The sequence below is a fragment of the Actinoplanes sp. NPDC051537 genome (assembly GCF_055586105.1).
Genome location: NZ_JBVJIU010000007.1, coordinates 127,321 through 151,894, shown reverse-complemented (window position 1 = coordinate 151,894; position 24,574 = coordinate 127,321). Strand labels below are relative to the sequence as shown.

The following is a 24,574-nucleotide window of genomic DNA, read 5'->3' as shown; positions in this document are numbered from 1 at the left end:
CCGAACGTGGGTGGCGTGCGATTATTGGCGGCCTTATGGGGAGTGAGACCTGGCGGGCGCCGTTCATGTGGCGGTTCATGCTCGTGTTGGCGCGGGTTCTGGTGCTGCCGTTGTGCCGGCTGCGGGTCAGCGGGGACGTGCCGGCGTCGCTGCGCCGGGGGGCGGTGATTCTGGCCGCCAATCACATCAGCCCGTTCGATCCGGTCGTGATGACGGCGGCCTGTCACAAGATGAGGATCGCGCCGCGGTTCATGGCGACCGGGGGCATCTTCGACGCGCCGGTGGCGGGGGCCGCGATGCGGGCGGCGGGGCACATCCGGGTCGACCGGAACACCGCCCGGGTCGCCGAGGCGTTGCCGGCCGCGGCGAAGGCGCTCGCCGAGGGGTCGATGGTGCTGGTCTACCCGGAGGGGCGGATCGGCCTGGACCCGTGGATGTGGCCGGAGCGCGGCAAGACCGGCGTGGCGCGGATGGCCGAGGCCAGCGGGGCGCCGGTGCTGCCGGTGGCGCAGTGGGGCACGCACGCGGTGCTGCCGTACACGACGCCGAAGGGGATTCTGCGATCGCTGGCCCGGGCGATGTGGCGGCGGCCGGTGGTGCACGTGCGGTTCGGGGACACACCGATCGACCTGAGCGGCGTGACCGGCACGCCGGGTGCCCGAGCGATGAAGGCGACCCGGCTCATCATGGACGGCATCGACGAAACCCTGGCGCAGCTGCGCGCGGGCGAGATGCAGGAGCCGAACTTCGTCGACGTGACCCGCGCCGAGGACCCTTCGCGGGTGCGCCCGCGCCCGCAGTCGACCCCGCACGCCTGAGCCGCACGCCGGCTTTCCGCACGCTGCCGGGATCGCACGCCGAAATCCGCGCGCTGCAGGGATCGCTCTGCTTACCTATACGCGCACGCGAGGCGCTGGGACTGGGGTCGGGAGCTCTGCTCACCTATACGCGCACGCGAGGCGCCGGGACCAGCGTCGGGCGCTCTGCTCACCTATACGCGCGGGGTGGGCGACGGGCGCGGACCGCGAGCGCGGGGCTAGCGGACGTCGGCGGGGATGAGGCTGTAGGAGGCCAGGTCGTGGCGGCCCGAGCGGGTCAGGGCGGCGTTGCGCAGGATGCCCTCGAACTGGAAACCGGCGGCGGTGGCCACCTTGCGGGAGGCGGCGTTCGGGACTACCGCGTTCAGCGTCACCCGGGCGAACTCCTGGTCTTGCAGCGCCCACCTGGCGGCGGCGCGGGCGGATTCGGGGGCGTAGCCGTGGCCGCGTGCCCACGGGGCCGTCCAATAGTGGATTTCGCAGGTCATCGCCGTCCAGTCGGCGTCGAACAGTGACACGTGGCCCAGTAGGCGGCCGCCGGTGGCGGGGACCACGGCGAAGCTGGCCGGGGACGGGTCGGCGCACCAGGTGCGGGCCTCGTCCAGTGATCCGCCGGCCAGCGGGAAGCCGGCGGGCGCCCAGCGTACGTAGTCGTGCTCGTTCCAGACCTTGCGGACGTCCTCGGCGTCCGGCTCGGCGAACGGGCGCAGGGTCAGGCGGGCGGTTCGCAGGGTGGTCATCGGGAACGGCATGCCGGTCATGATCCGCCCTAAACCGGTGGACCGCCCGCGCGCGGATCGGCGAAGGTGTGGCCCATGGAGATGACGGACGCCGAGCGGCGGGTCTGGGCGCGGCTGCCGGACGGGGCCGCCGCGGCCATCGGCGGGCTGTCGGGCAGTGACCTGCAGGTGCTGATGATGGCGGTCGCGCGGGAGCGGTCGGGGCGGGTGCGGGCGGCGGAGGTGTTGCGGCGGTGGCGGCAGGACCGTCTCGTGCGGCCGTCGGCGGCCGATCCGCGGGCGGTGGCGGAGCTGGAGGCGCGGCTGTGGGCGATGCTGCCCGGCGACGTCGGCGGGGTGTCGCTGTCGCCGGTGGTGCCGCTGGGCACGTGCACGGCGGTGGCGCCGCAGAGCCCGAACCGGATCGTCACCACGACCCGGCCGGTCGAGGTGCTCAGCGACCCGACGAACGCGCTCGCCGTCGAGGCCGCGGACCGGCGTTCGCGGCAGGGGCCGGGCGGTGAGGTGCATGTGGCGGCCGCCCATCAGATTTTGCGGGCGCAGCACTTCGGGCCGGGCATGGGGTCGCATTTCCGGCTGTTCTCGCTGGTGTCCAGCGCCCGCGACACCGGCTCGGGGCGCACCGAGGCGCGGCTGCTGGCCCGGCATCTGGCGTTCTGGCGGCAGATCCTGCCCGAGGTGGGCGGCACGATGACGCACGCCGTCTTCGACAACCCAGTGCTGCGCGAACGGCTGGCGGGCATGCTGCCGGAGAACCCGGACCGGCAGCGGGGCCGCGGCTACTACGCGGGTGCGGCGCTGCTGCTGACCGCGGACGGCGGGGTGGAGCTGGGCGACGGCGGGTTCACCACGTGGACGGCGCAGCTGCTGGGCGACGCGAAGGAACGCTGCCTGGTGTCGTGCCTGTCCACCGAGCGGATCGCGGCGCTGCTGGCGCAACGCACAGCCGTCTAGGGGCGGCAGCCGTCGAGCTCGGGGGCGGGGCGGCCGGTGAGCAGTTCGCCGGCGACCAGGCGGCCGACGGCGGGGGCGAGACAAACGGCGGAATGCATGACGGCGACGTACGTGGACGGGTCGAGCAAGCCGATGACCGGTCCGGCCGGGGGCATCGGCCGGTCGCCGACGGACCAGCCGGTCAGGCGCAGGTCGGCGCCGAACGCGTCGCGCAGCCGTTGCATGGTCTGCCCGGCCCGGGCGCGCAGGCCCGGCCAGGAACGGTCCCGGCCGAGCGGGGCGGTCGCCAGCAAGCGGCCGGCGCCGTCCTCGCGTACCTCGAAATCCGGTGTCGACACCACCGAGCGCACCAGGCCCGCCGGGCCGCGCAACCGCATCAGGAACGCCGGCGACGCCGGCACCGTCACCCGGCCGCCGCTGAGCTCGGTCACGCCGGTGCCCGCGGCCAGCACGGTCATTCCGTCGGCGGGAAGGCTCGCGGACACCCCGGTGACGATCCGGGCGCCGTGGCCTCGGGCGGCCAGCAGCAGCGCGCGGGCGGCCGCGGCGGCGTCCACCGTGCCGTCGCCGGGAATGTGCAGGGCCTGCGGCGGCACGGTGCGCAGCGACGGTTCCCGGGCGGCGATCTGGGCGGCGCCGATCAGCTCCTGGCCGGGTGCCGCGGCGGCGGGCGCGGGCCAGGACAGCGAGCCGGGCCAGCGGACTTCGACGCCGGGGACCGATGCGGCGAGGCGCCGCCAGTCGGGGATGACGCAGTCGCGCAGGACGGCCGCGCCGCCGGGCCAGGCGTCGCCGGTGCCGCCGATCCACGCGAACGACGACGCGGTGACGCCGGCGTCGCGGAAGATGACGGTCACCGGCGCGCCCGCGCGGGCCAGGTGGTAGGCGATGGAGGCGCCGACGATGCCGCCGCCGACGACCGCGACCTTCTTCACAGGGCGGCCCGGCCGCCCTCGGCGACCGTCAGCCAGCGTTCGACGGTCGGCTCGTCGTGGTGCCGGATCGACCAGTCGACCATGCGCAGGCTCATGTGCGCCCAGTAGGCGCGCCGGCGCCGGCGGGAGATCAGCGACAGCCGTTCGTCGACCAGCGGCACCAGGGCGGGGGCGTCGGCGGCGAGGAAGAACCGCAGGGTGACCAGGTCGAAGTGCCGGTCGCCGCGGACCGCGCCGTCCCAGTCGACGACGCCGGTCAGCCGGCCGCCGTCGACCAGCATGTTGCCGGGGTGGAAATCCATGTGGGTCAGGTCGTCGCCGATCATGTGGGTGCCGTCGGCGCCGACCTCGTGCACCCAGTCGAGCAGCCGGGCGGTGCGGTCACTGTGCTCACGCATCGGATCGTGCAGGCAGAACCCGGGCCCGTCGCCGGTCAGATGCAGCTCCGCGGGGCGCGGGTCGGGCGCGGCGGACAACACCCCGGCCAGCCGGTCGTTAACGGCGAGCATCTGGCGTACGAGGGAAGCGTCCACGATGGCCGGCGGCGCGCCGGGAAGCCGTTGCTGCACGATGACGCGCACCCCGTCGACGCGGGCGGTCAGCTCGTGCCGGGCGGTCGGCACGCCCGCCTCCCGCGCCCGGTCCGCGTGGGCGCCGCTGTGGGTGCGGCCCGCCGTGAGCACCGAGCGGCGGCCGTCGGGCCAGCGCACGTAGGTGGCCCCGACCTCCCCGCCGGGCGCCGGTCCTTCCAGGACCAGCCGCACCCCGGTGATCTCGGCGATGCGGTCCAGCACACGCGGAGCGTCGAGGCGGGCAACACGCGGCCACGCCTCGGTAGTCACGGGCGATGCCCGGGATCGGTCACGACGGCCCCCGAACCGGTGACGACGAACGACGTCCGATCTCGACCGTAGCGTGCCGGGCGAGGATGCGGTGTCGGCTGACAGACCGGAACCCTAGTCGATAAAGATCAGGATTGCGGTCCCCGCTGGCGCAGGTAGGCGAGCACGGCCTCGCGGGTGGTGCGCACCCCGAACAGGGCGCGGGCCTCGGCGATGCGCCGGTTGGCGGTGCGCAGCGACAGGAACTCGGCGGCCGCGGCGGCGGCGATGGTGTCGCCGGAGGCGAGCCGGTCGAGCAGGGCCCGCTGTTCGGGCACCAGGTCGGCGACCGCGTCGCCGCCGTCGCCGGGTTCGGGCGCCGGGCCCTGCCGGACGGGGCCGAGCCGGTTCAGGTCGTCGATCAGGGCGCGGCCCAGGGTGGATTCGGCGTCGCAGATCGCGACGATGCCGGCGCCGCGGGCGGCCGCGAGGACGGCCAGTTGCAGCGCCTCCGGGTCGGTGATGCGGCCGTGCAGCACGAGCCGGTTGCCGGTCACGTCCCAGCCGGGATCGGGCAGGGCGAAGCCGTCGCGGGCGACCCAGCCGTCGCGGATCAGGCGGCGTAGGACGGTGTCGGCGTCACCGGGGGTGGCGACGACGTGGCGAGGGGCGTCGGGCTGTCTGGTCACCGGCCATCCTTGGGTACGTCAGAGGGGAAGGTGGCGAAGGCGAGGGCGGCGGCTTCCGTTCGGGTGCGGGCGCCGAGCTTGCGCATGCCGGCGCGGATGTGGGTGTCGACGGTCTCGGCCGAGATGCCGAGCTGCCCGGCGATCCGGCGGGTGGGTTCCCCGGCGGCGACCAGACGTAACACGTCGGTTTCCCGGCGGGTGAGCTGGTCACCCGACCGGGGACTGCGGGTGTCGCGGTGCACGTGGTGCCGGCGCAGCCCGCGCCGGGCGCGCCCGGCGAGGACGGTGAGCCCGGCCGCGTCGGCGAGCCGTTCGGCGTCGAGCAGCGCGGCGACCGCCCGGGCCGGGTCACCGTCGGTGAGCCCGGCGGCGAGCAGGCAGCGGACCTGTTCCCGCAGCGCGACGGGCCGCCACCCGTCGGCCGCGGCGGTGAATCCGGTGCCGGTGGCCCAGGCGGTCAGCGTCCGCCGGGCCGGTGCGGGCAGCCCGGCCGGGATGACCGGGGTGCCGGTGGTGCCGAGGTCGTGCGCGGCCCACCGGGCGGTGATGGCTTGCAGCCCGGTGAGCAGTCCGTGGGTGTCGTCGCCCGGGTCGGCCAGGGCCCGGTCGGGTTGCCCGTCGAGCCACGCGGTCTCCTGCGCCACCCAGGCGGTGGCCGGATGCCGGGGCGCGGCGTCGAGGTGGGCGCGGGCGGCGCCGAGCAGGCCGGTGTCGGCCTCGATGAGCGCGGTGGCGGCGATGGCGTAGCCGCGGGCTTCGTCGGGGATCGCCCGGTCGGTGAGGTTGCCGCTGCGCAGCAGTACGCCGTCGGGGTCACCGTCGGCGGTGGCATCGCCGGGCCCTGAGACGCCGGGGTGCACGTCGCCGGCCCGCGGATCACCGGCCCGGGACCCGCCGGCCCAGAAGGGAGCGGCGCCGGAAGGGGCGGCGGAAGGCGGCTCGGCGTGGGGCTGGGTCGCGGAAGGCGGCCCGGCGTGGGGCGGGGTCGCGGAAGACGGCGCGGCGTGGGGACTGGTCGCGGGAGACGGGCCGGGGACGGAAACGGCGGCGCCGGGTGTGGGCAGGCCGGTGCCGTGCAGGGCGAGGGCCCAGTCGGCGGCGGCGGCGAAGCGGGTCTGCCAGCCGTAGGCGAGGGTGTCGGCGCATTCGCGGGCGGCGCGCCGGGCGGTGGTGGCGGCGTCGGTGAGGCGGCCGTCGGCGACCAGCTCCTCGACGAGCAGCCAGGCGCTCCAGCGGGCGGTCTGCGGGTCGCCGGTCGCGGCGGCCTCGGCGAGGGCGGTGTCCCAGCCGGGGGTGCGGTGCCGGGCCGCGACGGCGGCGAGCGCGGCGGCGACGCCGGGTGGCGGGCTCGGGTAGCGGGCGCTGACCTTCCCGGCGAGGTCGTGGGCGGCGGCCGGGTCGGCGGCCAGCTCGGCCAGCAGCAGCACCCGGTCGCGGGCGGCCACGACCGGTGCGGGGGCGGCGTCGGGCACGCGCGCGACCGCGGCCCGGGCCGCGGCGGGCGCGCCGGCCTGCAGCAGGGCTTCGCCGCGCAGCACGTCGGCCTCGGCGGCGAGAGACGATCCCGCGGCCATGCCGTCCGAGCCCAGCGGCGATCCGGCGGCCGGGTGTGCCGCGCCGGGCGGCGGGAAGACGGGCGACGCGGCAGGCGGCGAAGGCGGAACGGTCAGGACCTTTGCGGCCGCGGCCGGGCGGCCGACCGCCAGCAGCGCGTCGGCGGCGGCGAGACGGACCCGGGGGTCGATGGGGATGTCGAGCTCGCAGGCGAACAGCAGCAGGGCGGCGCGGTCGCCGCCGGTGGTCTGGTCGGCGGCGGTCAGGGCGGTGCGGTGGGCGGCGGCCGGGTCGCCGGCGGCGGCCAGGTGGCGGGCGGCCTCGGCGGGCGGGGTGAGCTGGGCGAGGCGGGTGTGCAGCTCGACGCGGCCGGCCGCGTCGAGCAGGCCGGCGGCGGTTTCCGCGACATACGTCGAGGTGGGGGTCAGGTCGCCGGCGGCGGTGTGGGTGATCAGGCCGGCGGCGTGCAGGTCGGCGGCGCCGGGGCCGAGCAGCGCGGCGGGGGCGGGACGGCCGAGCAGGCCGAGCGCGGCCAGCGCGGTGCGGGCGGGGCGGGGCAGGTCGGCGAGGGCGGTGGCGATCGCGTACGCCACCTGGTCGATGCCCTGGTGGCCGGGGGCGCGACCGGCCGCGGCCTGCCGGGCCAGCGCCGTGATCGCCAGGGGGTTCCCGCCGGCCCGGTCGACCACCGCCGTGAGCGTCTCGGCGGGCAGCTGGGCGGCCGTGCGCCGGGCCAGGTCGAGCGCCGCCTCCCGGTCCAGCGGCGGCACCTGCACCCAGGCGGCGGCCGCGTCGCGCAGGGCGGCGGTGACGGCGTCGGGCAGCCGGTGCGGGGTGCGCACGGCGACCAGCACGCGGCAGTGCGCGGCGAGCAGCGGCAGCGCGGCCAGGGTGGCGGCGTCCGCGTACTGGATGTCGTCGAGGACCAGCAGGCCGCCGCGGACCCGGGAGCGGACCGCCTCGGCGAGCAGGTGCACGTCGTGGGCGGGCAGCCGCGCCCGCACCGCCCGGGACAGGGCGAGGGCGGGGGTGGTGCGCAGCATGGCGAGGCCGCCGCCGGCGTGCACGGGGCCGGGCGACAGCTCGGTGATACGGCGCAGCAGGGTGGTGCGGCCGCAGCCGGGCGGCCCGGCCAGCACCACGAGGGCGGGGCGGCGGAGCAGGGCAGCGGCGTCGCCGACCGGCTCCATCACTTCCGCCACCGGTGCCCTCCCCTGTCCTCGTGGCACGAACACGGGATCCCGTGACGCGCGGCTGTCCGTAGGCTGTGCTGCGGCGGGCACCCGGCCCGCCCAACGCTGGGAGGGTCGAGGTGCCGACGGCCGTGGTCAGCTCATTCTCGCCGACAGTGTGCCTGGCTGACGAGTCGTTGTGAGCGGGCCGCTGAGCGCCAGCGTAGCGACGCTGTGTGACGAGATCGCCGGCCGGAGTGGCCCGGAGGCCGGTGGCCAGCTCAGACAGATCAGGGACAGGCTCGGCGAGCCGTTACGCGTTGCGATCGCGGGTCGCCTGAAAGCCGGAAAGTCGACACTCGTCAACGCCCTGATCGGGCGGCGGGTCGCTCCCACGGCGGTGGGTGAGTGCACACGGGTGGTCACCCGGTTCCGTTACGGGCCCGCCGACCGGGTCGACGTGGTGTGCCGCGACGGGCAGCGCCGCAGCCTGCCGCTGGACGACGACGGCATGATCCCGCAGCGGCTCGGTGTGCCGCTGGGCCGGGTCGCCTACGTGGATGTGACGCTGACCAGCGAGAAGCTGCGCGAGCTGACGGTGGTCGACACCCCCGGGCTGGCGTCGACCGACACGATGGTGTCGGCGCGGGCCGAGGACGCCGTCGGCGTGTCCACCGCCCCGTTCGACGCCGACATCGACGCCGCGTCGGCGAACGAGGTCGCCGCGGCCGAGGCCGTCGTCTACGTCTTCACCCAGGCTGTGCGGGCCGACGACGTGCGCGCCCTGGAGGCGTTCCGGGACGCCTCGGCCCGGCTGGCGTCGTCGCCGATCAACGCGCTGGGCGTGTTCGCGAAGGTCGACACCCTGGTCGGCGGCGCCGGCGACCCGTGGCCGGTCGCCGAACCCCTGGCCGGGCAACAGGCGGGACTTCTCGCCCGTACGGTGTCCGATGTCGTTCCGGTGATCGGGCTGCTGGCCGAGACCGGCGAGGCGGGCCGGCTCACCGCCGCCGACGGGGAGGCCCTGCGGACGCTGGCCGGGATGCCGGCCGCCGAGTTGCGGCTGATGCTGGCCTCGGTCGACCTGTTCCGCTCCCGGCCCGCGCCGGTGCCGGCCGAGCGGCGCGAGCGGCTGCTGACGCTGCTCGACCTGTACGGCATCGGGTTCGCCCTGGCCCAGCTGGCCGCCGAGCCGCACCTGGGCACCGGCGAGCTGGTGCGCCGGCTGGTCGCCGCGTCCGGTTTCCCGCGGCTGCGCGAGACCCTGGAGGAGACGTTCCGGTGGCGCTCCGACGCGATCAAGGCGGGCTGGGCGCTCGGCCGGCTCGAACGGATGGCCGGGCACACCCGCGACGAGGCCGGCCGCGAGACCCTGCGTGACGCCGTCGAGCGGCTGCTGCGTGACCCCGCCTACCACCGGCTGCGGCTGCTCGACGCGGCGCAGCGGGTGGCGACCGGCACGGTGCCGCTGCCCGCCGCGTGGGAGGCCGAGCTGACCCGGCTGGCCACCTCCGAGGACCCGCGCTGGATCCTGCGCCGGCCCGGCGCGGGCGCCGACGAGCTGGCCGCCGCCGCGGTGGAGGCCGCCAACCGGTGGCGGGTCTACGCGGTCGCCGGGGCGGGCCCGGCCCAGTCGCGGGTCGCGCAGGTCGCCCACCGCGGGTTCCACCTGCTCGCCCAGCAGGTGCGGCGATGACCGGCGCGGCGCGGCAGGTGCGGCGATGACCGGCGCGGATCTGACCCCGGTGCTGGACAAGGCCGTGCGCGACACCCTCGCGTACGTGCGGGGAATCGACGCCGATGCCGGCGCCGACCTCGCCGAGCTGCGCCGCCGCCAGCTGGTCCGCCCGTCGATCGTGGTGGTGGGCGAGACCAAGCGCGGCAAGAGCTCCCTGATCAACGCGCTGCTCGGGGTGCCCGGCCTGTCCCCCGTGGACGCCGCCGTCGCGACCGCCACCTACCTGCAGTTCGTGCCGGGCGAGCCGGGCATGCGGGCCTGGGCCGCGGGCGCCGCCGACCCGGTCGACGTCGACGACCTGCGCGGCTGGGCCACCGGCGAGCGCAAGGCCCGCCGCATCGAGGTGTCGCACCCGGCGCCGCTGCTGCGCTACCTGAGCCTGATCGACACGCCCGGCGTCGGCGGCCTCGACCCGGCCCACGCCACCGTCGCGCTGGCCGCGGTGGAGAAGGCGACCGCGCTGCTGTTCGCCGCCGACGCCTCCGCCCCGCTGTCCGCGCCGGAGCTGGAGTTCCTGGTCGCGGCCAGCGAACGGGTCGACGTCGTGGTCTTCGCCCTCACCAAGATCGACGCCTATCCGGGGTGGCGGCGCATCGCCGACGACAACCGGGCCCTGCTGCGCACGCACGCCCCCCGCTTCGCCGACGCGCCCTGGTTCCCGGTGTCCTCGACGCTGGCCGAGCTGGCAATCGCGGCCCCGGCCGGCGACCAGGCCGCCCTCGTCGACGCCTCGAAGATCGCCGGCCTGCAGCACGCCCTGGTCGACCTGGCCGGGCGCGGGCACCAGCTGCAACTGGCCAACGTGCTGCGGGCCGCCCGCGGCGAGCTGGCCCGGCTGGCCGAAACGGCCGCGACCCGGGTCGACGCGGCCGGCGCCGACCCGGCCCGGCACGCCGAGCTGCGCGCCGAACGCGCCGCCCTGGCCGCCCGCAAACGCACCGAGTCCCGGCAGTGGACGCTGCTGCTGAGCACCGAGACCCAGCGGGCCCGCATCGAGACCGTCGGGCAGCTGCGCACCAGCGTCGCCACCCTGCAGCAGCAGTTCTCCGAGCGCATCGACACCGGCCGCGGCGACACCCTGACCGGGCTGCCGGACGCCGTCGACACCGCCCTGCAGGCCCTCGCCGCGACCCTGTCCACCCACCTGGAGACCACCTTCCACGAGGTCGGCGAGAAGGTCCTCGCGTCGGTGTTCGACGAGCAGGAACGCGCCGCCATGCTCGGCCGGCTCAACGCCACCCTCCGGCACGCGCTGGCCGCCGCGCCGCCGCGCGACGGGTCCGGGGAGAACGCGCTGATCGCCCTGTCCGCCGGCGGTATCGCGTTCATGGCCGGGCGCGGGGCGATCCTCGGCGCGTCGGTGTTCGCGCTGGGCGGGCTGCTGGTGCCGGTCGCCGGGATCGGGCTGGGGCTGGCGGCCGGCGGGTACGTGCTGTGGCGCCGGCGGGTGCAGACCGACCGGCAGCAGGCCCGCGTCTGGCTGCGCGACGTGCTCGGCGAGGCCCGGGCGGCGCTGGCCGACGAGATCGCGAACCGGTTCACCGACCTGCAGTACGCCCTGTCGGTGGCCGTCGACGACGCGGTCGAGCGGCGGCTGCGGGACCTCGACGCGCACCTCGCCGAGCTCGACGCGGCGGCGGCGGAGGACGCGGCGGGGCGGGCCAAGCGGCGAGCCGCGGCGCAAACCGACCTTGACGCCGTACGGGCGCGGCTGCGCACAGTGGACGACGTGCTGATCCGGGCGCGGGCACTGACGCCCGTCCCGTACGACGAGGAGAACCGATGACGGATCACCACGATTTCGGCGATCACGATTTCGGGTACGACGCGCAGCACGACCCGCTGTACGATCCGCTCGAGCACGAGCCGACGCCCTACGACGACCACCAGCCCTGGGACCACACCGAACCGCCCGACATTTCGGATTTGCCGGGCGAGGGGGGTGGGCACGGCGAGGACGGCGCCCACGCCGAAGAGGGCGCCCACGGCCAAGAGGGTGCCCACGCTGACGAGGGCGCCCACGGCGGCGAGAGTGCGCACGGTGACGAGGGCGTGCAGGGCGGGGACGGCGCGGAGGACGGCGACGACCCGCACCTTCTGGACGGCGCGGACGACGGCGGGCTCGGCGCGGAGGATGTGTTCCCGCCGGCGGTGGACGTGGGGGACCTGCCGGAGCCGGTCGACGGCTTCCCGTGGATCGACACCGGCAGCCTCGGCCTGCACGAGATCGCCGCCGCGCACGAGACCGAGCCGGTGCCGGCGGCAGAGCTCGCCGAGTACGCGCACACCGACCTGCCGCCCGGCGCCGACCCGTGGGCGGCCCTGGCCGACTCCGACGATCCGGCCACCGCCGCGCTGGCGAAATGGTGGTCGCAAAACTAGGGCGGAACTGAGTACGCGCCTCCTCCCGCTCGGCGGTCCGCGGATGGCATAGTGACCCGCGCACCGATCGACGACCTGGAGCCACGATGGCCGCTACCACCGGCACCCCCACCGACGTTCCCGCGGCCGGCCGCCGGGAACGGACCGGCTGGTATTTCTACGACTGGGCGAACTCGGCGTTCTCCACCACGGTCCTGACCGTCTTCCTCGGACCGTTCCTGACCAGCATCACCAAGGTCGCCGCCGGGTGTCAGCTGAGCACCGACGTGGACGACTGCGCCGGGCGGGTGCATCCGCTGGGCATCTCGGTGGCACCGGGCTCCTTCTACCCGTACGTCGTCTCCCTCTCGGTTTTCCTGACGGTTTTCGTGCTTCCGGTGATGGGGGCGGTCGCCGACCGGGCGCCGCGCAAGAAGCTGCTGCTGGCGGTGACCGCGTTCATCGCGTCGGCGGCGACGATCGGGTTCGCGTTCGTGTCCGGCGACCGGTACCTGCTCGGCGGCCTGCTGTTCCTGATCGCGAACATCTCCGGCGGCGCGTCGATCGTCGTGTACAACTCGTTCCTGCCGCAGCTGGCAGGCCCCGACGAACGCGACAAGGTCTCCAGCCGCGGCTGGGCGCTGGGCTACCTGGGCGGCGGGCTGCTGCTGGCGTTCAACCTGGTCGCCGTCACCATCCTGTCGGTCGACGGCGACGACGCGCGCACCCTCGACATCGCCCGCTGGTGCATCGTGTCGGCCGGCGTGTGGTGGGCGCTGTTCACCCTCATCCCGCTGGCCTGGCTGAAGGAGCACCCGGGGGCCGAGTCGTCGGACCGGCGCGGCAATGTGCTGGTGGACGGGTTCCGGCAACTGGGCCGCACCATCCGCAACATCCGCGCGTACCCGCTGACCCTGTTCTTCCTGCTCGCGTATTTGATCTACAACGACGGCATCCAGACCGTGATCGCCCTGGCCAGCCAGTACGGCACCGAGGAGCTCGACCTGGGCCAGTCGACGCTGATCGTCACCATCCTGCTCGTGCAGTTCCTGGCGTTCGGCGGCGCCCTGCTGCTGGGCGCCATGGCGGCGAAGGTCGGCGCCCGCAAGACGGTCCTGTTCAGCCTGGTGCTGTGGCTGGGCGTGGTGATCGCCGCCTACTGGCTGCCGGCCGGCGAGCCGCTGCCGTTCATGCTGCTCGGCGTCGCCATCGGCCTGGTGCTGGGCGGCAGCCAGGCGCTGAGCCGCTCGCTGTTCTCCCAGCTGATCCCGGCCGGCCGCGAGGGCGAGTACTACGGCTTCTACGAGATCAGCGACAAGGGCACCAGCTGGCTCGGCCCGCTGCTGTTCGGGCTGGTCTTCCAGATCACCAACAGCTACCGGTTCGGCATCGTCTCCCTGGTGATCTTCTTCCTGGTCGGTGGTGTGCTGCTCGCCCTCGTGCCGATGCGCCGCGCCATCACCGCCGCCGGCAACACACCCCCCAGACTGATCTGATGGACATCCACATCGACCCCGGCTCACCCGTCGCGCCGTACGAGCAGGTCCGCCTGCGCATCGCCGCCCTCGCCGCCGACGGCACCCTGGCGGCCGGCGCGAAACTGCCCCCGGTCCGCGCCCTGGCCGCCGACCTGGGGCTGGCCGCGAACACGGTGGCCCGCGCCTACAAGGAGCTCGAGCAGGCCGGCCTGGTCGAGACCCGCGGCCGGCTCGGCACGGTCGTCACCGCCGGCGCGGCCGGCACCGACGAGCGGGCCCGGCAGGCCGCCGCCGCCTACGCGGAGAAGACCAAGGCGTGGGGTGTGCCGCCGGAGACGGCCCTGTCGCTGGTGCGGGCCGCGCTCGGCCGGTGACCGCTGTTAGCGTTCGAGGCGTGCAGGACGTGGATGCGGTGGTGCGGCAGACCCTCGGCGAGGGCGGCGGCGTCGACGACGCCGCCCGGCAGGCTCTCGGCGGCGGCGCCGCCCCGATCGCCGTGATCAAGGCGCTGCGCGCCACCGGGCTCAGCCTCGGCGACGCCAAGAGCGTCGTGCACCGCAACCTCGAACCCGAGGCGCGGGCGGCGGCGGAACGGCTGTGGGAGCAGCTGGTGACGGCCGGCCGGGCGGTGCGCGACCGGGAGCAGAAGTGACCATCACCGACGGCGACGTCGGCCTGTTCGAGGCCGAACGCGGGCGCCTCGAAGCGATCGCCTACCGGCTGCTCGGCTCGGCCGGCGACGCCGAGGACGCCGTGCAGGACACGTTCCTGCGCTGGCAGGCGGCCGCCCGGGACCGGATCGTGACGCCGCAGGCATGGCTGACCAAGGTGCTCACCAACGTGTGCCTCAACCAGCTCACCTCGGCCCGCGCCCGCCGCGAGACCTACGTCGGGCGGTGGCTGCCGGAGCCGCTGCTGGCCGGCGACCCGATGCTCGGGCCGGCCGAGACCGCAGAGCAACGCGAATCGGTGTCGATCGCGGTGCTGACCCTGATGGAACGGCTCGCCCCCAACGAACGGGCCGTCTACGTGCTGCGGGAGGCGTTCGGCCACTCGCACGCCGAGATCGCCGACATCCTGGAGCTGTCCGAGGCGAACTGCCAGCAGATCTACCGCCGCGCCAAGCAGCACCTGGCCGGCGGCCGGCCCCGGGTGGAGATCGACGCGGCCGCGGCGGACCGGATCGCCCGGGAGTTCCTCGCCGCCGCGCTCACCGGCGACACCGAGCCGCTCGTCCGGCTGCTCACCGGCGACGCGGTCAGCGTGGCCGACGGCGGCGGGGAAGTACCGGCCCGCTCCACCCCGATCGTCGGCGCCGTCGCGATCGCCCGGTTCCTGCGCGGCGTGCTGCGCCCGGCGACCGCGCGACGGTTCCTCGACGGCGACGACGTGACGTTCTATGCGGCCACCGTCAACGGCGACCCGGCCCTGCTCGCGTTCGCCGGCGACACCACGATCGGCGTCATCGTCCTCGAACCCACCACCGGCGGCGCCGTCCGCGCCCTGCACATCCAGGCCAACCCGGCCAAGCTCACCCACCTCACCCGCCCCGCCGGGGAGCCCACCGCCGCGTGGTGACCCACCTCATAGCCCGGCCCTGTCAGGGATCAGGCCGCTGCCCGGTTCAGGTAGCGAACCGCATCCCCGACCTGACGGGAGCACCACCATGAAGCACCGCATCGTCGTCCTGGGCGCCGGCTACGCCGGCGTCAACGCCGCCGGCCGCCTCGCCCGGCGGCTCGACCCGGCCGGCACCACCATCACCCTCGTCAACGCCGACCCCGACTTCGTCGAACGGGTCCGCCTGCACCAGGTCGCCACCGGCCAGCAGCTGCCCCGCCGCCCGCTGACCGGCCTGCTCGCCGGCACCCACGCCGCGGTGCGCATCGGCCGGGTCACCGCCGTCCACGCCGGCCGCAAGACCATCGAGCTGCAGGACGGCGAGCTCGGCTACGACACCCTCGTCTACGCCCTCGGCAGCACCACCCGCGCCCCCGCGAAACACGCCCACCACCTGGCGAGCAAACCGGCCGCGCTGCGCCTGCGCGACCGGCTCGGCGAGCTGCGCCGCGGCGAACCGGTCCTGGTCGTCGGCGGCGGCCTCACCGCCATCGAGGCGTCCACCGAGATCGCCGAGGCCCACCCCCACCTCGACGTGGCGATCGCCGCCGCCGGCGGGGTCGGCGACTGGCTGTCCGGCAAGGCCCGCACCCACCTGGGCGCCGCCCTCGACCGGCTGGGCATCACCGTCCACGACCACACCCGGGTGACCGCCGTCGACGAGACCGGCGCCGCGACCGCCGCCGGCGCCCGGATCCCGGCCGCCGTGACCGTGTGGACCGGCGGGTTCGCCACCCACCCGATCGCCGCCGCGTCCGGCCTCGACGTCGACGGCACCGGCCGGATCGTCGTCGACCGCACCATGCGGTCGGTGTCGCACCCCGACGTGTACGCGATCGGCGACGCCGCCCTCGCCGCCGGGGCCGGCGACAAGCCGCTGCGGATGGCCTGCGCCACCAGCATCCCGATGGCCTGGCAGGCCGCCGACGCGATCGCCGCCCGGCTCACCGGCCGGGACGTGCCCGAGACCACCATCCGCTACTGGGCGCAGTGCCTGAGCCTCGGCCGCCGCGACGGCATCGTGCAGCTCGTCGCCGCCGACGACACCCCCACCGCGACCGCGATCACCGGCCGCAACGCCGCCCGGGTCAAAGAGATGATCTGCCGCGGCGCCGGCTGGAGCGCCGCGCACCCCACCATTCTGCTGCCGGTGCGCCGCCGCCCGGTCACCGCCGACCCGGTTGCGGCGCCCCAATAGGTTGGGGCGCATGCCCGCCTCCCCCTACGTGACCCGGCTTCGCGCCCACATCGGCCACGACCTGCTCCTGCTGCCCGGCGCCGCCGCCGTCGTCCGCGACGACCGGGGACACATCCTGTTCCTGCGCCGCGGCGACACCGGGAAATGGGCGATGCCGGCCGGCATGATCGAGCCCGGCGAGCAACCCGCCGACGCGATCGTGCGGGAGATCTTCGAGGAGACCGGCATCCACGCCACGATCGACCGGATCGGCGGCGTCGCCACCCACCGGTCGGTCTACCCCAACGGCGACCGCTGCGAGTACCTGAGCGTCTGGTTCCGCTGCCGGGCCGCCGGCGGCACACCCCGGGCCGACGGCGACGAATCCCTCGAAGTCGGCTGGTTCGCGCCGGACGCGCTGCCGCCCGGCCTGGACGAGCGGGACCTGATGCGGATCGCCACGACCGCCGACCCGGACGCACCGGCGGTCTTCGCCTAGAGCGCGTCCGGCCGGGACAGCCCCGGGTGCCGGCCGGCACCCGGGGACGCGAACCACGTGCCCTCCGCCAGCGCCGTGGAGAGGCGCAGCTTCGCCCACTCGTCGAGACCCCCCGGCGCGACGGCGAACCAGGCCACCTCCAGCGACTCGTCGCCGTCGGCCCGCGGGGAGCCGCCGGCGGCCCGGCACCGGAACCACACGTTCAGGTACTCGCAGCGGTCACCGTTCGGGTACACGACCGGGTGGGTGGCGACCCCGGCCAGGCCCTCGACCACCACCTCGACGCCGGTCTCCTCGCGAACCTCCCGCACGATCGCGTCGGCCGGCTGCTCCCCCGGCTCGATCATCCCGGCCGGCAGCGACCACTTCCCGTTGTCGCCGCGCCGCAGCAGCAGAACCCGCCCCGCCTCGTCCCGCACGACCGCGCTCACCCCCGGCAGCAGCAACAGATCGTGCCCGATGTGGGCGCGCAGCCTCGTGATGTACGGCGGCACCGGCATGATCAGAGGGTAGCGGTCGTGAAAACCCAGTCCAGGCCGTCCTCGCCCAGCGTGTCCAGATGCTCGGCCCGGTGCAGGCCCGCCCGCAACGCCACCCGCGCCGACGCGACATTGCCCGGCCGGACCCGCGCGACCACCGGCGGCCCCGCATCGGCCACCGACGCCACCACCGCCGTCGCCGCCTCACTGGCCAGCCCCGACCCCCACGCCGCCGGCTCGAGCCGGTAGAACAGATTCAGCACCGGCGCGTCGTGCAACCGCATCAGCTTCACCCCGCAGAACCCGGCCACATGCTCCGAACCCCGCCGGCGCAGCACCCAGTAGCCGAAACCGTGCCGCTCCCAATGCGCCACCCACGCCCGGCACCGCTCGACCGCCACCGCCCGCACCGTGATCATGTCGGACGGGTTGTGCTCGCACGCGACCGGATCGGCGTGGATCCGCAGGATCGCATCCACATCCCCCTCGGTGGGCCGCCGCAGCGACAACCGGGCCGTGTTCACGCCGGCTCGCCCCGCAACACCAGGATGTGCCACAGATACTTGACCAGCTGCCGGTCCACGCCCGGCTCCCGGGCCGCCCGCCCGACCACCTCCGCGGTCAGCTCGCCCACCCCATACCGGGCCGCCACCGCCGCCGCCAGCGGCGGAACCTCCGGGCCGCGCAACTCCGGCGGAAAACCGGCCGGGGCCAGCCGGAACCCCGGCGACCAGGTCAGCGCGCCGCACAACGAGCGCAGCAGCGGCTCATAACGCGTACCGGCAAACGACGGGTCGGCCACGACGGCCGCGACATCATCGCCCAGCGTCAGACCGCCGTGGACCTGCGCCTCCACGTAGTCGTCCATCGCCCGGCCCGGCGCCGTCCGGGGCGCGGACAGGGCGGCCACCCACTCCCCGGCCGAATCGGCCGCCACGTTCACCGCCCGGCCCGTCGCGACCACCTCGTCCAGCAGCGCCGCCCACACCCCGCCGAACGCGTCCGCCGTGCCCACCACCACCGGCAACGTCACACTGTCGCCGTGACTGAACGTCGCCCGCCACGACACCTCCGGCCGCAACACCAGATGACACGACCCGAACCGCGGCGACGCCCCGTCCGGGAAACCGGCCAGATTCAGCCCGCCGTAGACCGGCCGGCCCGCGCTCCCCGCGTACACGCCGGGGAACATCCGCTCCTCCCAGTCCAGCCGCGGACCACCCAGCCCGCCGTTGGAGATCCCCGTCTCGAACTGCGACCGGTACACCCCGTCCGCGGCCAGATGATCCGCCACCGTCCGGCCGTCCGCCAGCAGCCGATCCGGATGGAAACTCACCGTGATCACCGCACGGTCGAACAACCCGTCCGGGCCCGCACCGGGAAACAAGCCCCGCACGTGCGCCAGCGCGCGCTCCACCGGCATCACTTCGCGGCGATCGTGTCCGTCGCCAGCAGCACGATCAACAGCAGACCCAGCACCACCCGGTACGCGATGAAAATCGCATACGAGTGCTTCGCGATGTACCGCAACAACCACGACACCGCGCCCAGCGCCACCACGAAACTCACGATCGTCGCGGTCAGCGTGTTCACCCAGCCCACACCCGCGGCGATGTTCCCCGCCTCATCGTGGACCTGCAGAATCGTCGCCCCGAACAACGCCGGGATCGACAGGAAGAACGACAGCTTCGTCACCGTCACCCGGTCGAAGTCCCGCAACAGACCCGCCGACATCGTCGCCCCCGACCGCGACACCCCCGGAATCAGCGCCAGGCACTGCGCCGTACCGATGATCAGCGTGTCCTTCCAGGTCGTGTCGTCCTCGTGCCGCACCTGCGTCGCCGCATGATCCGCGAACGCCATCACCCCCGACCACACGATCAGCGCGCCCGCCACGAACCACAGGCTGCGCAACGTCGTCTCGATCGTGTCCTGGAACGCCAGACCGATGATGCCGATCGGGATCGACCCCAGAATCACCGCCCACCCGAACCGCCAGTCCGGGTTCTTCCGCGCCTCCGCGCTGAACAGCCCCCGCAGCCACGCCGGCACGATCCGCGCGATGTCCTTACGCAGGAACCACACCGTCGCGAACACCGCACCCGACTGGATGATCGCCGTGAACGCCGTGATGTCCGGCGAATCGATCTCGTAGCCCAGCAGCTTCTCCGCGATCGTCAGGTGACCGGTACTCGAGATCGGCAGGAACTCGGTGACCCCCTCCACCGCTCCCAGCAGCACCGCCTCGAAGATGTTCACACCCGACCGCCTTTTGTCCCGAACCGCTGACCGCGGATGAGCATAGGGGGGCCTGTCACGGCCCGGCGCGGCGGGCACGCGCCGCCGCGATCATGTACGCCGGATCCCGGTCCAGGTTGTGCCGGTCCCGGTCATAGCGGCGCGTCGTGCGCGGATCCGCATGACCCATCGCATCCTGCACATCCTCCAACGCCACACCCTCACCCCGGGCCGCCGTCGCGAACGCATGCCGCAGCGAATGCGGAGACAACCGATCCGCCGCCGGGATACCCGCCTCCGCGGCCAGCCGCCGTACCAGCCGGAAGATCGCATGCCGATCCAGGCGCGCACCGCTCGACGTCACGAACAGCGGCCCCTCGGCCATGCCGCGCAAGCCGAGATAGATGTCCAGCGCGGCGGCCGCGTCCGCCGTCAGCACCCGCCGCCGCGGCCGGCCGCCCTTCCCGACGAACCGGACCGTCCGGTGCCCGCGCTCCCAGCCGACATCGGTGATGTCGAGGCCGACCAGCTCCCCCACCCGCAGCCCGAGATCCGCCAGCAGGGTGATCACCGCCCGGCTCCGCTCCCCCGCCCGGGCCGCCGCCACCAGCAGCGCGTCCACCTCCTCCGGGCTGAGACCCACCGTGGCCGAATGATCCCGCGACACGTACGGCCGATCCGCCCCACCCACGGGGTTGCCGTCCACCGCCCGAATCTTCACCAGAAAGTCGTACCAGCTCGACAAACCGGACAACTTACGGGCGACGGTGGTGGCCGCCAGCTTCCTCGCCTCGAGCCCCCGCGCATACGCATTCACATCCAGGAACGACGCACCCAACGGATCCAGCTCCCGCCCCGCACACCACACCAGCCACGCCGACACATCCCGCCGATACGCCGCCCGCGTGTGCTCCGACAACCGGCGATTCGCCAGCCACGCCTCGGTCACCCGCTCCGCCGCACCGATCTCCGCGACCGCGCCGCCACCCTGCCTCGGCACCACCTGCATGCCGCCCATCGTCTCAGCTCTCCGACACACCACCAGCCGCGACATGCCAGCGACGCCCAAACCCCACCGCATCGGCGAAATACCGGTCATGCGTCACCGTCAGCAACGTCCCCCGGAACCGCCGCAACGCCTCCTCCACCACATCGAGAGCGTCGAAATCCAGAAAATTCGTCGGCTCATCCAGCACCAGCACCCGCGCCGGACTGTTCACCAGCACCGCGAGCACCAGACGCCGCAACTCCCCCGCCGACAAACTCCCCGTCCGCGCCCCCCACTGATCCGGCCCGAACTGATGACCCGCCAGCAACCGCTCCGCATCATCCACATACACCGGCACCCGCGACCGGAAGAACTCCATCACCGTCACCTCCGACCGCAGCCCGTCCGAGGTCTGCGGCAACACCGCCACCTCACCGCCACCCTCCGCGGCCAACGCCCGCATCAACGTCGTCTTCCCCGACCCGTTGCGCCCCGTCACCAGGATGCGATCCCCCCGCCGTACATCCAGATCGACGCTGTCCAGCAACACCCGGTCACCGAAGCGCACCGACAACTCCCGCAGCTTCAGCACCACCTCCCCGGCCTCCGCCTCATCCACCGGAAACGCCAGCGTCAACGGCGGCCGCGACCGCGGACGCGCAATCCACGCCGTCGACTCCATCTGCCGCCGCAACCGCCGCTCCCGCACCTTCGCCTTACGCGCCACCAGCCGCGCCACCCGCTTCAGATGCGGCGCCGCCACCCCCAGACCCGACGCCGTCTCCACCCCCCGAGCCTGCTGCTTCGTACGCTCGATATCCGCCTCCCACCGGCGGCGATCCTTCTCCTGCGCCTCGAAATCCAGCAGCAACCGCTCCCACCGACGCTGCTTCTCCACCCGGTACGCCGAAAAGCCGCCACCCGGGAAGTCCTGCGGCTCGTCGTGAATCCCGTCCAGCTCGACCACCCGCGACACCACCGCATCCAGGAACGCCCGGTCGTGACTCACCACCAGCACCCCACCCGGAAACGCCCGCAACCACTCCTGCAACCAGGCCGCGCCCTCGGCATCCAAATGATTCGTCGGCTCATCCAGCAACAACACATCCGGCTCGCTCAGCAACACCCGCGCCAGCAACAACCGCGCCTGCTCCCCGCCGCTGACACTCGACAACGGCAGATCGCCGGGCAGGGCCGCGATGCCGAGCCGCTGCCGCACCTCCGCCAGCCGCGTCTCCGCCGTCCAGCCCTCGAGCGCCGTCCACCGCTCCTGCACCCGGCCGAACTCCGCCAGAACGTCCTCACCATCTGCCAGCCGGGCTTCGAGGCGCCGCAACTCGGCAGTCACCGTGGCCAGCTCACCCAGACCGCCGGCCAGGAACGCGGCCACCGTGCCCTCCGGATCGGGCATCTGCTGGGGGACATAACCCACCCGCGTCGCCGGACCGTAGGTCACCGCGCCCTCGGCCGGCCGCAGCTCACCCGCGAGCAGCCGCAACAGGGTGGTCTTCCCGGCGCCGTTCGGACCCACCACCCCGATCCGGTCACCGGCGCCGAGCACCAGATCGAAGGACGAGAAGAGCAGATCACCGTCGTGGGTCGCGGCGAGCGAAACAGCTTTCAGCAAGGCGAATCTCCAAACGTCAACACCGACTCGGCCCGTACGCGGTGAGCGTGGCCGTTCTTGAGCTAGGCCGGAGTTGGAATCACATGGAGAAGGCCGCTCCTCTGCTGAGACAACGGGAACGCGGACAACCCTGCCCCGGCCGCCCGCCGGCCGCAACCGAATTTGTGGTGGGGCTGCCGTTGATTCCTTTTTGGTGTTTTGTTGGTGTTTTTGGTGCGCCGTGATGCGGCGCACCACCCGTAAGGCATCCTAGGATGGATGGGTCCGGACTTCGCGGTCGACTGCCCACACGTCGGCGAGCGGGCCCAGGTGCGCGAGCTTGTCGGGGTTGATGACCATCCGGATCGCCTGCACCCGGCCCCCGAGCACGTCCAGCGCGACCGTGTGCAGCACCCGGCCCTCCCGGTCCCGGACGATCGCGCCCGGCTGACCGTTCAGCTCACGCGGCTCCACCACGATCCCCGCCCGGACCATCCGCGGGAACACCGCGACCAGCAGCTGGGCCACCTTCGCGTCGCCGGCCACGGCCCGGGCCAGCTGCGGCGCCTTGCCTCCGCCGTCACCGACCAGCGACACGTCCGCCGACAACAGGTCACGCAGGCCGGCCACATCGCCCTCCCGCAGCGCGTCGAAGAACCGGCCGGCCAGGCGCTGCCGCTCGCGGCGGTCGGCCTCGAACCGCGGCCGGCCCTCGGCCATGTGCCGGCGGGCGCGCACCGCCAGCTGCCGCACGGCCGGCTCCGAGCGGCCCACCGCGGCGGCCACCTCGGGAAACTCGAAGTCGAACACCTCACGCAGCACGAACACGGCCCGCTCGAGCGGGCTGAGCCGCTCCAGCAACAGCAGGGCGGCCATCGACACCGAGTCGGCCAGCTCGGCGGCGCGAACCGGGTCCTCGTACGGGTCGACCGGCAGCGGCTCCGGCAGCCACGTCCCCGCGTACGACTCCCGCCGCACCCGCGCCGACCGCAGCACGTCGATCGCGACCCGGGTCACCGTGGCCGACAGGAACGCCTTCACCGACCGCGGCTCGGTCGCCGACGCCTCGAACCGCAGCCAGGTCTCCTGCACCGCGTCCTCCGCCTCGCTCACGCTGCCGAGGATCCGGTACGCGATCGAGAACAGCAGCGGCCGCAGCTCCTCGAACTCGCCACTCAGGTGCGCCGTCATCTCAGAAGGATGCCGGACCGAGCCGGCCCCACGCGATGAACACGGCCAGCGCCAGATAGACCAGGTTGACCAGCACCAGGCCGCTCTCCCCGCGCCGCCCGTGCGTGACCATCGCGCCGAGCATGAGCGCGACCCAGCACAGCGCGGTGACCGGCACCAGAACCGGCGCGATCCCGGACGCCGCCGACAGGATCAGCCCGGCCGCGGCGAGGATCTCGAGGACGCCCAGGCCCTTCACGAACCAGGCCGGCGCGTTCGCCGTCCAGCCGCCGCCGTGCGCGGCCGCGAGCTTCTCCTTCGGCACGAACGTCTTGGTGATCCCGCCGACGAGGGCCACGGCCGCCAGCAGCCCGGCGGCGATCCACAGCGCGAGGTTCATCGTCACTCCCCTGTTCCGAAGCATGTCTTCGAAACCCAGACGAGATAGCCCGCTCTCCAGTGACATGCCCTTTGCACGGCACGCCTTCCGGGTCACCCCCGCTATGGCATCCTAGGATACTAGGTTATTGAGGACGGCCTCGGCCCGCGTCGCGATGTCTTCGACCAAGTTCTCGGCGTTCTCCAGGCCGGTGATCAGGTCGATCGCCTCGCCGGCCCACACCGGCACCGGCGGGATGACGCCGGCCGCGAGGTCGTCCCGGTAGGCGCGCCGGGCCGCGTCCGAGGCGGCGAGATCCTCCCGGTCCCGCCAGCGCTCCAGGTGCGGATGATCGAGCGTGCGAGCCGTGTAGGCGGCCGGCCAGGCCGAACCACGCACGATGTCGAGGACCCGGTTGCGCTCGGTCCGCTCCCCCGTCCCGTCGACGATCGCCTTGGCGATGCCGGGATCGGCCAGCGACTCGGCCGTGGCCTGGAACCGGGTGCCGATCAGCGCCCCGGCCGCGCCGAGGGCGAGCGCGGCGGCCAGGCCCCGCCCGTCGGCGATGCCGCCCGCCGCCAGCACCGGGGTGCCGGCCGCCCGGTCCGCCACGAGGTCGGCCACCACCGGCACGAACGGCAGCGTCGACCGGCCCCGCCGCGCGCCGTGCCCACCGGCCTCGGTGCCCTGAGCGACGATCACGTCGGCGCCGAGTTCGACCGCGCGGCGGGCCTCGCCGAGATCGGTGACCTGCAGAATCAGCAGCGCGCCGGCGTCGCGGACCAGCGGCACGTACGGCCCGGGATCGCCGAACGACAGCATCACCGCCCGGGCGCCGCACTGGAGGACGTAGGCCACCGCCTCGGCCGACGTCGCCCAGGTCAGAAAGCCCACACCCCACGGCCCGCCGGCCCCGGCCGCGACGATCGGCAGCTCCCGGTCGAGCCACTCCCGGTTCCCGTCGCCGGCGCCGAGCAGACCGAGCCCGCCGCCCCGGCCGACGGCCGCCGCCAGCGCGCCACCGGCCGTGCCGCCCATGGGGGCGAGCGCGATCGGATGCCGCACGCCGGCCAGCCTCGTGAACGCGGTCGAAAGCGTCATCGGCGATCCTCGCGCGACGGCTGCGGCCCGGCGGCCGGGGCCGGGCGGCGCTTCAGC

The 24,574-nt window shown here is 74.3% G+C and carries 25 protein-coding genes; 11 read left to right on the top strand and 14 right to left on the bottom strand.

Translation table 11 applies throughout. The features are described from left to right. Positions 1–77: 77 nt before the first annotated feature. Positions 78–818 carry a lysophospholipid acyltransferase family protein gene (locus ACZ6TB_RS18455; protein WP_465555719.1) on the top strand — a complete coding sequence of 247 codons (741 nt, stop codon included), beginning with the start codon at positions 78–80 and terminating at the stop codon, positions 816–818. Between the two features lie 218 nt (positions 819–1,036). Here the strand turns inward: ACZ6TB_RS18455 and ACZ6TB_RS18450 are convergent, their stop codons facing one another. Next, positions 1,037–1,570, bottom strand: a complete 534-nt coding sequence (locus ACZ6TB_RS18450) for a GNAT family N-acetyltransferase (protein ID WP_465555718.1) — start codon at positions 1,568–1,570, stop codon at positions 1,037–1,039. Positions 1,571–1,633: 63 nt separating this feature from the next. Between ACZ6TB_RS18450 and ACZ6TB_RS18445 the strand changes: the two genes are divergently transcribed. Further along, positions 1,634–2,512 carry a hypothetical protein gene (locus ACZ6TB_RS18445; protein ID WP_465555717.1) on the top strand — a complete coding sequence of 293 codons (879 nt, stop codon included), beginning with the start codon at positions 1,634–1,636 and terminating at the stop codon, positions 2,510–2,512. Here ACZ6TB_RS18445 and ACZ6TB_RS18440 read toward each other — a convergent pair. From ACZ6TB_RS18440 to ACZ6TB_RS18425, 4 genes are all read right to left on the bottom strand, one after another. After that, entirely contained in the window at positions 2,509–3,447 is a 939-nt protein-coding gene (locus tag ACZ6TB_RS18440) for an FAD-dependent oxidoreductase (protein ID WP_465555716.1), read from the bottom strand. The two genes, ACZ6TB_RS18445 and ACZ6TB_RS18440, sit on opposite strands and share 4 nt — an antisense overlap. Further along, positions 3,444–4,241, bottom strand: a complete 798-nt coding sequence (locus tag ACZ6TB_RS18435) for a phosphotransferase (RefSeq protein WP_465555715.1) — start codon at positions 4,239–4,241, stop codon at positions 3,444–3,446. Before ACZ6TB_RS18435 ends, ACZ6TB_RS18440 begins: the two co-directional genes overlap by 4 nt. Before the next feature lie 176 nt (positions 4,242–4,417). Continuing rightward, positions 4,418–4,957, bottom strand: a complete 540-nt coding sequence (locus ACZ6TB_RS18430; RefSeq protein WP_465555714.1) for a LuxR family transcriptional regulator — start codon at positions 4,955–4,957, stop codon at positions 4,418–4,420. Continuing rightward, positions 4,954–7,713, bottom strand: coding sequence for a LuxR C-terminal-related transcriptional regulator (locus ACZ6TB_RS18425; RefSeq protein ID WP_465555713.1), 2,760 nt, complete (start codon positions 7,711–7,713; stop codon positions 4,954–4,956). Before ACZ6TB_RS18425 ends, ACZ6TB_RS18430 begins: the two co-directional genes overlap by 4 nt. Before the next feature lie 169 nt (positions 7,714–7,882). Here ACZ6TB_RS18425 and ACZ6TB_RS18420 point away from each other — a divergent pair, with 169 nt between their 5' ends. From ACZ6TB_RS18420 to ACZ6TB_RS18380, 9 genes are all read left to right on the top strand, one after another. Beyond that, positions 7,883–9,379 (top strand): dynamin family protein, encoded by a 1,497-nt coding sequence (locus ACZ6TB_RS18420; RefSeq protein WP_465555712.1) that lies wholly within the window; start codon positions 7,883–7,885, stop codon positions 9,377–9,379. 25 nt (positions 9,380–9,404) lie between these two features. Continuing rightward, positions 9,405–11,207, top strand: a complete 1,803-nt coding sequence (locus tag ACZ6TB_RS18415; RefSeq protein WP_465555711.1) for a dynamin family protein — start codon at positions 9,405–9,407, stop codon at positions 11,205–11,207. After that, positions 11,204–11,803: a hypothetical protein gene (locus ACZ6TB_RS18410; RefSeq protein WP_465555710.1), complete on the top strand. Its 600-nt coding sequence runs from the start codon at positions 11,204–11,206 to the stop codon at positions 11,801–11,803. The genes ACZ6TB_RS18415 and ACZ6TB_RS18410 overlap by 4 nt, the downstream gene beginning before the upstream one ends. Positions 11,804–11,889: 86 nt before the next feature. Further along, entirely contained in the window at positions 11,890–13,278 is a 1,389-nt protein-coding gene (locus ACZ6TB_RS18405) for an MFS transporter (protein ID WP_465555709.1), read from the top strand. After that, the gene (locus tag ACZ6TB_RS18400) at positions 13,278–13,634 is read left to right on the top strand and encodes a GntR family transcriptional regulator (RefSeq protein WP_465555708.1); all 357 of its coding nucleotides are present in this window, start codon (positions 13,278–13,280) and stop codon (positions 13,632–13,634) included. Before ACZ6TB_RS18405 ends, ACZ6TB_RS18400 begins: the two co-directional genes overlap by 1 nt. A gap of 20 nt (positions 13,635–13,654) precedes the next feature. Beyond that, a complete protein-coding gene (locus tag ACZ6TB_RS18395; RefSeq protein WP_465555707.1) occupies positions 13,655–13,912 on the top strand; it encodes a hypothetical protein in 258 nt (85 codons plus the stop codon). Then, on the top strand, positions 13,909–14,838 hold the full coding sequence (gene sigJ, locus ACZ6TB_RS18390) for an RNA polymerase sigma factor SigJ (protein WP_465555706.1): 930 nt from the start codon (positions 13,909–13,911) through the stop codon (positions 14,836–14,838). The genes ACZ6TB_RS18395 and sigJ overlap by 4 nt, the downstream gene beginning before the upstream one ends. A gap of 88 nt (positions 14,839–14,926) precedes the next feature. Beyond that, the gene (locus ACZ6TB_RS18385; RefSeq protein ID WP_465555705.1) at positions 14,927–16,078 is read left to right on the top strand and encodes an NAD(P)/FAD-dependent oxidoreductase; all 1,152 of its coding nucleotides are present in this window, start codon (positions 14,927–14,929) and stop codon (positions 16,076–16,078) included. Between the two features lie 10 nt (positions 16,079–16,088). Continuing rightward, on the top strand, positions 16,089–16,556 hold the full coding sequence (locus ACZ6TB_RS18380) for an NUDIX hydrolase (RefSeq protein WP_465555704.1): 468 nt from the start codon (positions 16,089–16,091) through the stop codon (positions 16,554–16,556). Here ACZ6TB_RS18380 and ACZ6TB_RS18375 read toward each other — a convergent pair. The 9 genes from ACZ6TB_RS18375 to ACZ6TB_RS18335 form a co-directional block, all read right to left on the bottom strand. After that, positions 16,553–17,056 (bottom strand): NUDIX domain-containing protein, encoded by a 504-nt coding sequence (locus ACZ6TB_RS18375; protein WP_465555703.1) that lies wholly within the window; start codon positions 17,054–17,056, stop codon positions 16,553–16,555. The two genes, ACZ6TB_RS18380 and ACZ6TB_RS18375, sit on opposite strands and share 4 nt — an antisense overlap. Before the next feature lie 2 nt (positions 17,057–17,058). Beyond that, positions 17,059–17,559, bottom strand: coding sequence for a GNAT family N-acetyltransferase (locus ACZ6TB_RS18370; RefSeq protein ID WP_465555702.1), 501 nt, complete (start codon positions 17,557–17,559; stop codon positions 17,059–17,061). After that, positions 17,556–18,458, bottom strand: a complete 903-nt coding sequence (locus ACZ6TB_RS18365) for a DUF3626 domain-containing protein (protein WP_465555701.1) — start codon at positions 18,456–18,458, stop codon at positions 17,556–17,558. The genes ACZ6TB_RS18370 and ACZ6TB_RS18365 overlap by 4 nt, the downstream gene beginning before the upstream one ends. Then, the gene (locus tag ACZ6TB_RS18360; protein WP_465555700.1) at positions 18,458–19,294 is read right to left on the bottom strand and encodes an undecaprenyl-diphosphate phosphatase; all 837 of its coding nucleotides are present in this window, start codon (positions 19,292–19,294) and stop codon (positions 18,458–18,460) included. Before ACZ6TB_RS18360 ends, ACZ6TB_RS18365 begins: the two co-directional genes overlap by 1 nt. Positions 19,295–19,349: 55 nt before the next feature. Continuing rightward, complete coding sequence (locus ACZ6TB_RS18355) at positions 19,350–20,291, bottom strand: tyrosine-type recombinase/integrase (protein WP_465555699.1); 942 nt, start codon at positions 20,289–20,291, stop codon at positions 19,350–19,352. Positions 20,292–20,295: 4 nt separating this feature from the next. Beyond that, on the bottom strand, positions 20,296–21,888 hold the full coding sequence (locus ACZ6TB_RS18350; protein WP_465555698.1) for an ABC-F family ATP-binding cassette domain-containing protein: 1,593 nt from the start codon (positions 21,886–21,888) through the stop codon (positions 20,296–20,298). 249 nt (positions 21,889–22,137) lie between these two features. Further along, the gene (locus ACZ6TB_RS18345; protein ID WP_465555697.1) at positions 22,138–23,058 is read right to left on the bottom strand and encodes an RNA polymerase sigma-70 factor; all 921 of its coding nucleotides are present in this window, start codon (positions 23,056–23,058) and stop codon (positions 22,138–22,140) included. 1 nt (position 23,059) lies between these two features. Next, positions 23,060–23,437, bottom strand: coding sequence for a DoxX family protein (locus ACZ6TB_RS18340; RefSeq protein WP_465555696.1), 378 nt, complete (start codon positions 23,435–23,437; stop codon positions 23,060–23,062). Between the two features lie 111 nt (positions 23,438–23,548). After that, the gene (locus ACZ6TB_RS18335; RefSeq protein WP_465555695.1) at positions 23,549–24,517 is read right to left on the bottom strand and encodes an NAD(P)H-dependent flavin oxidoreductase; all 969 of its coding nucleotides are present in this window, start codon (positions 24,515–24,517) and stop codon (positions 23,549–23,551) included. Between the last annotated feature and the right edge of the window lie 57 nt (positions 24,518–24,574).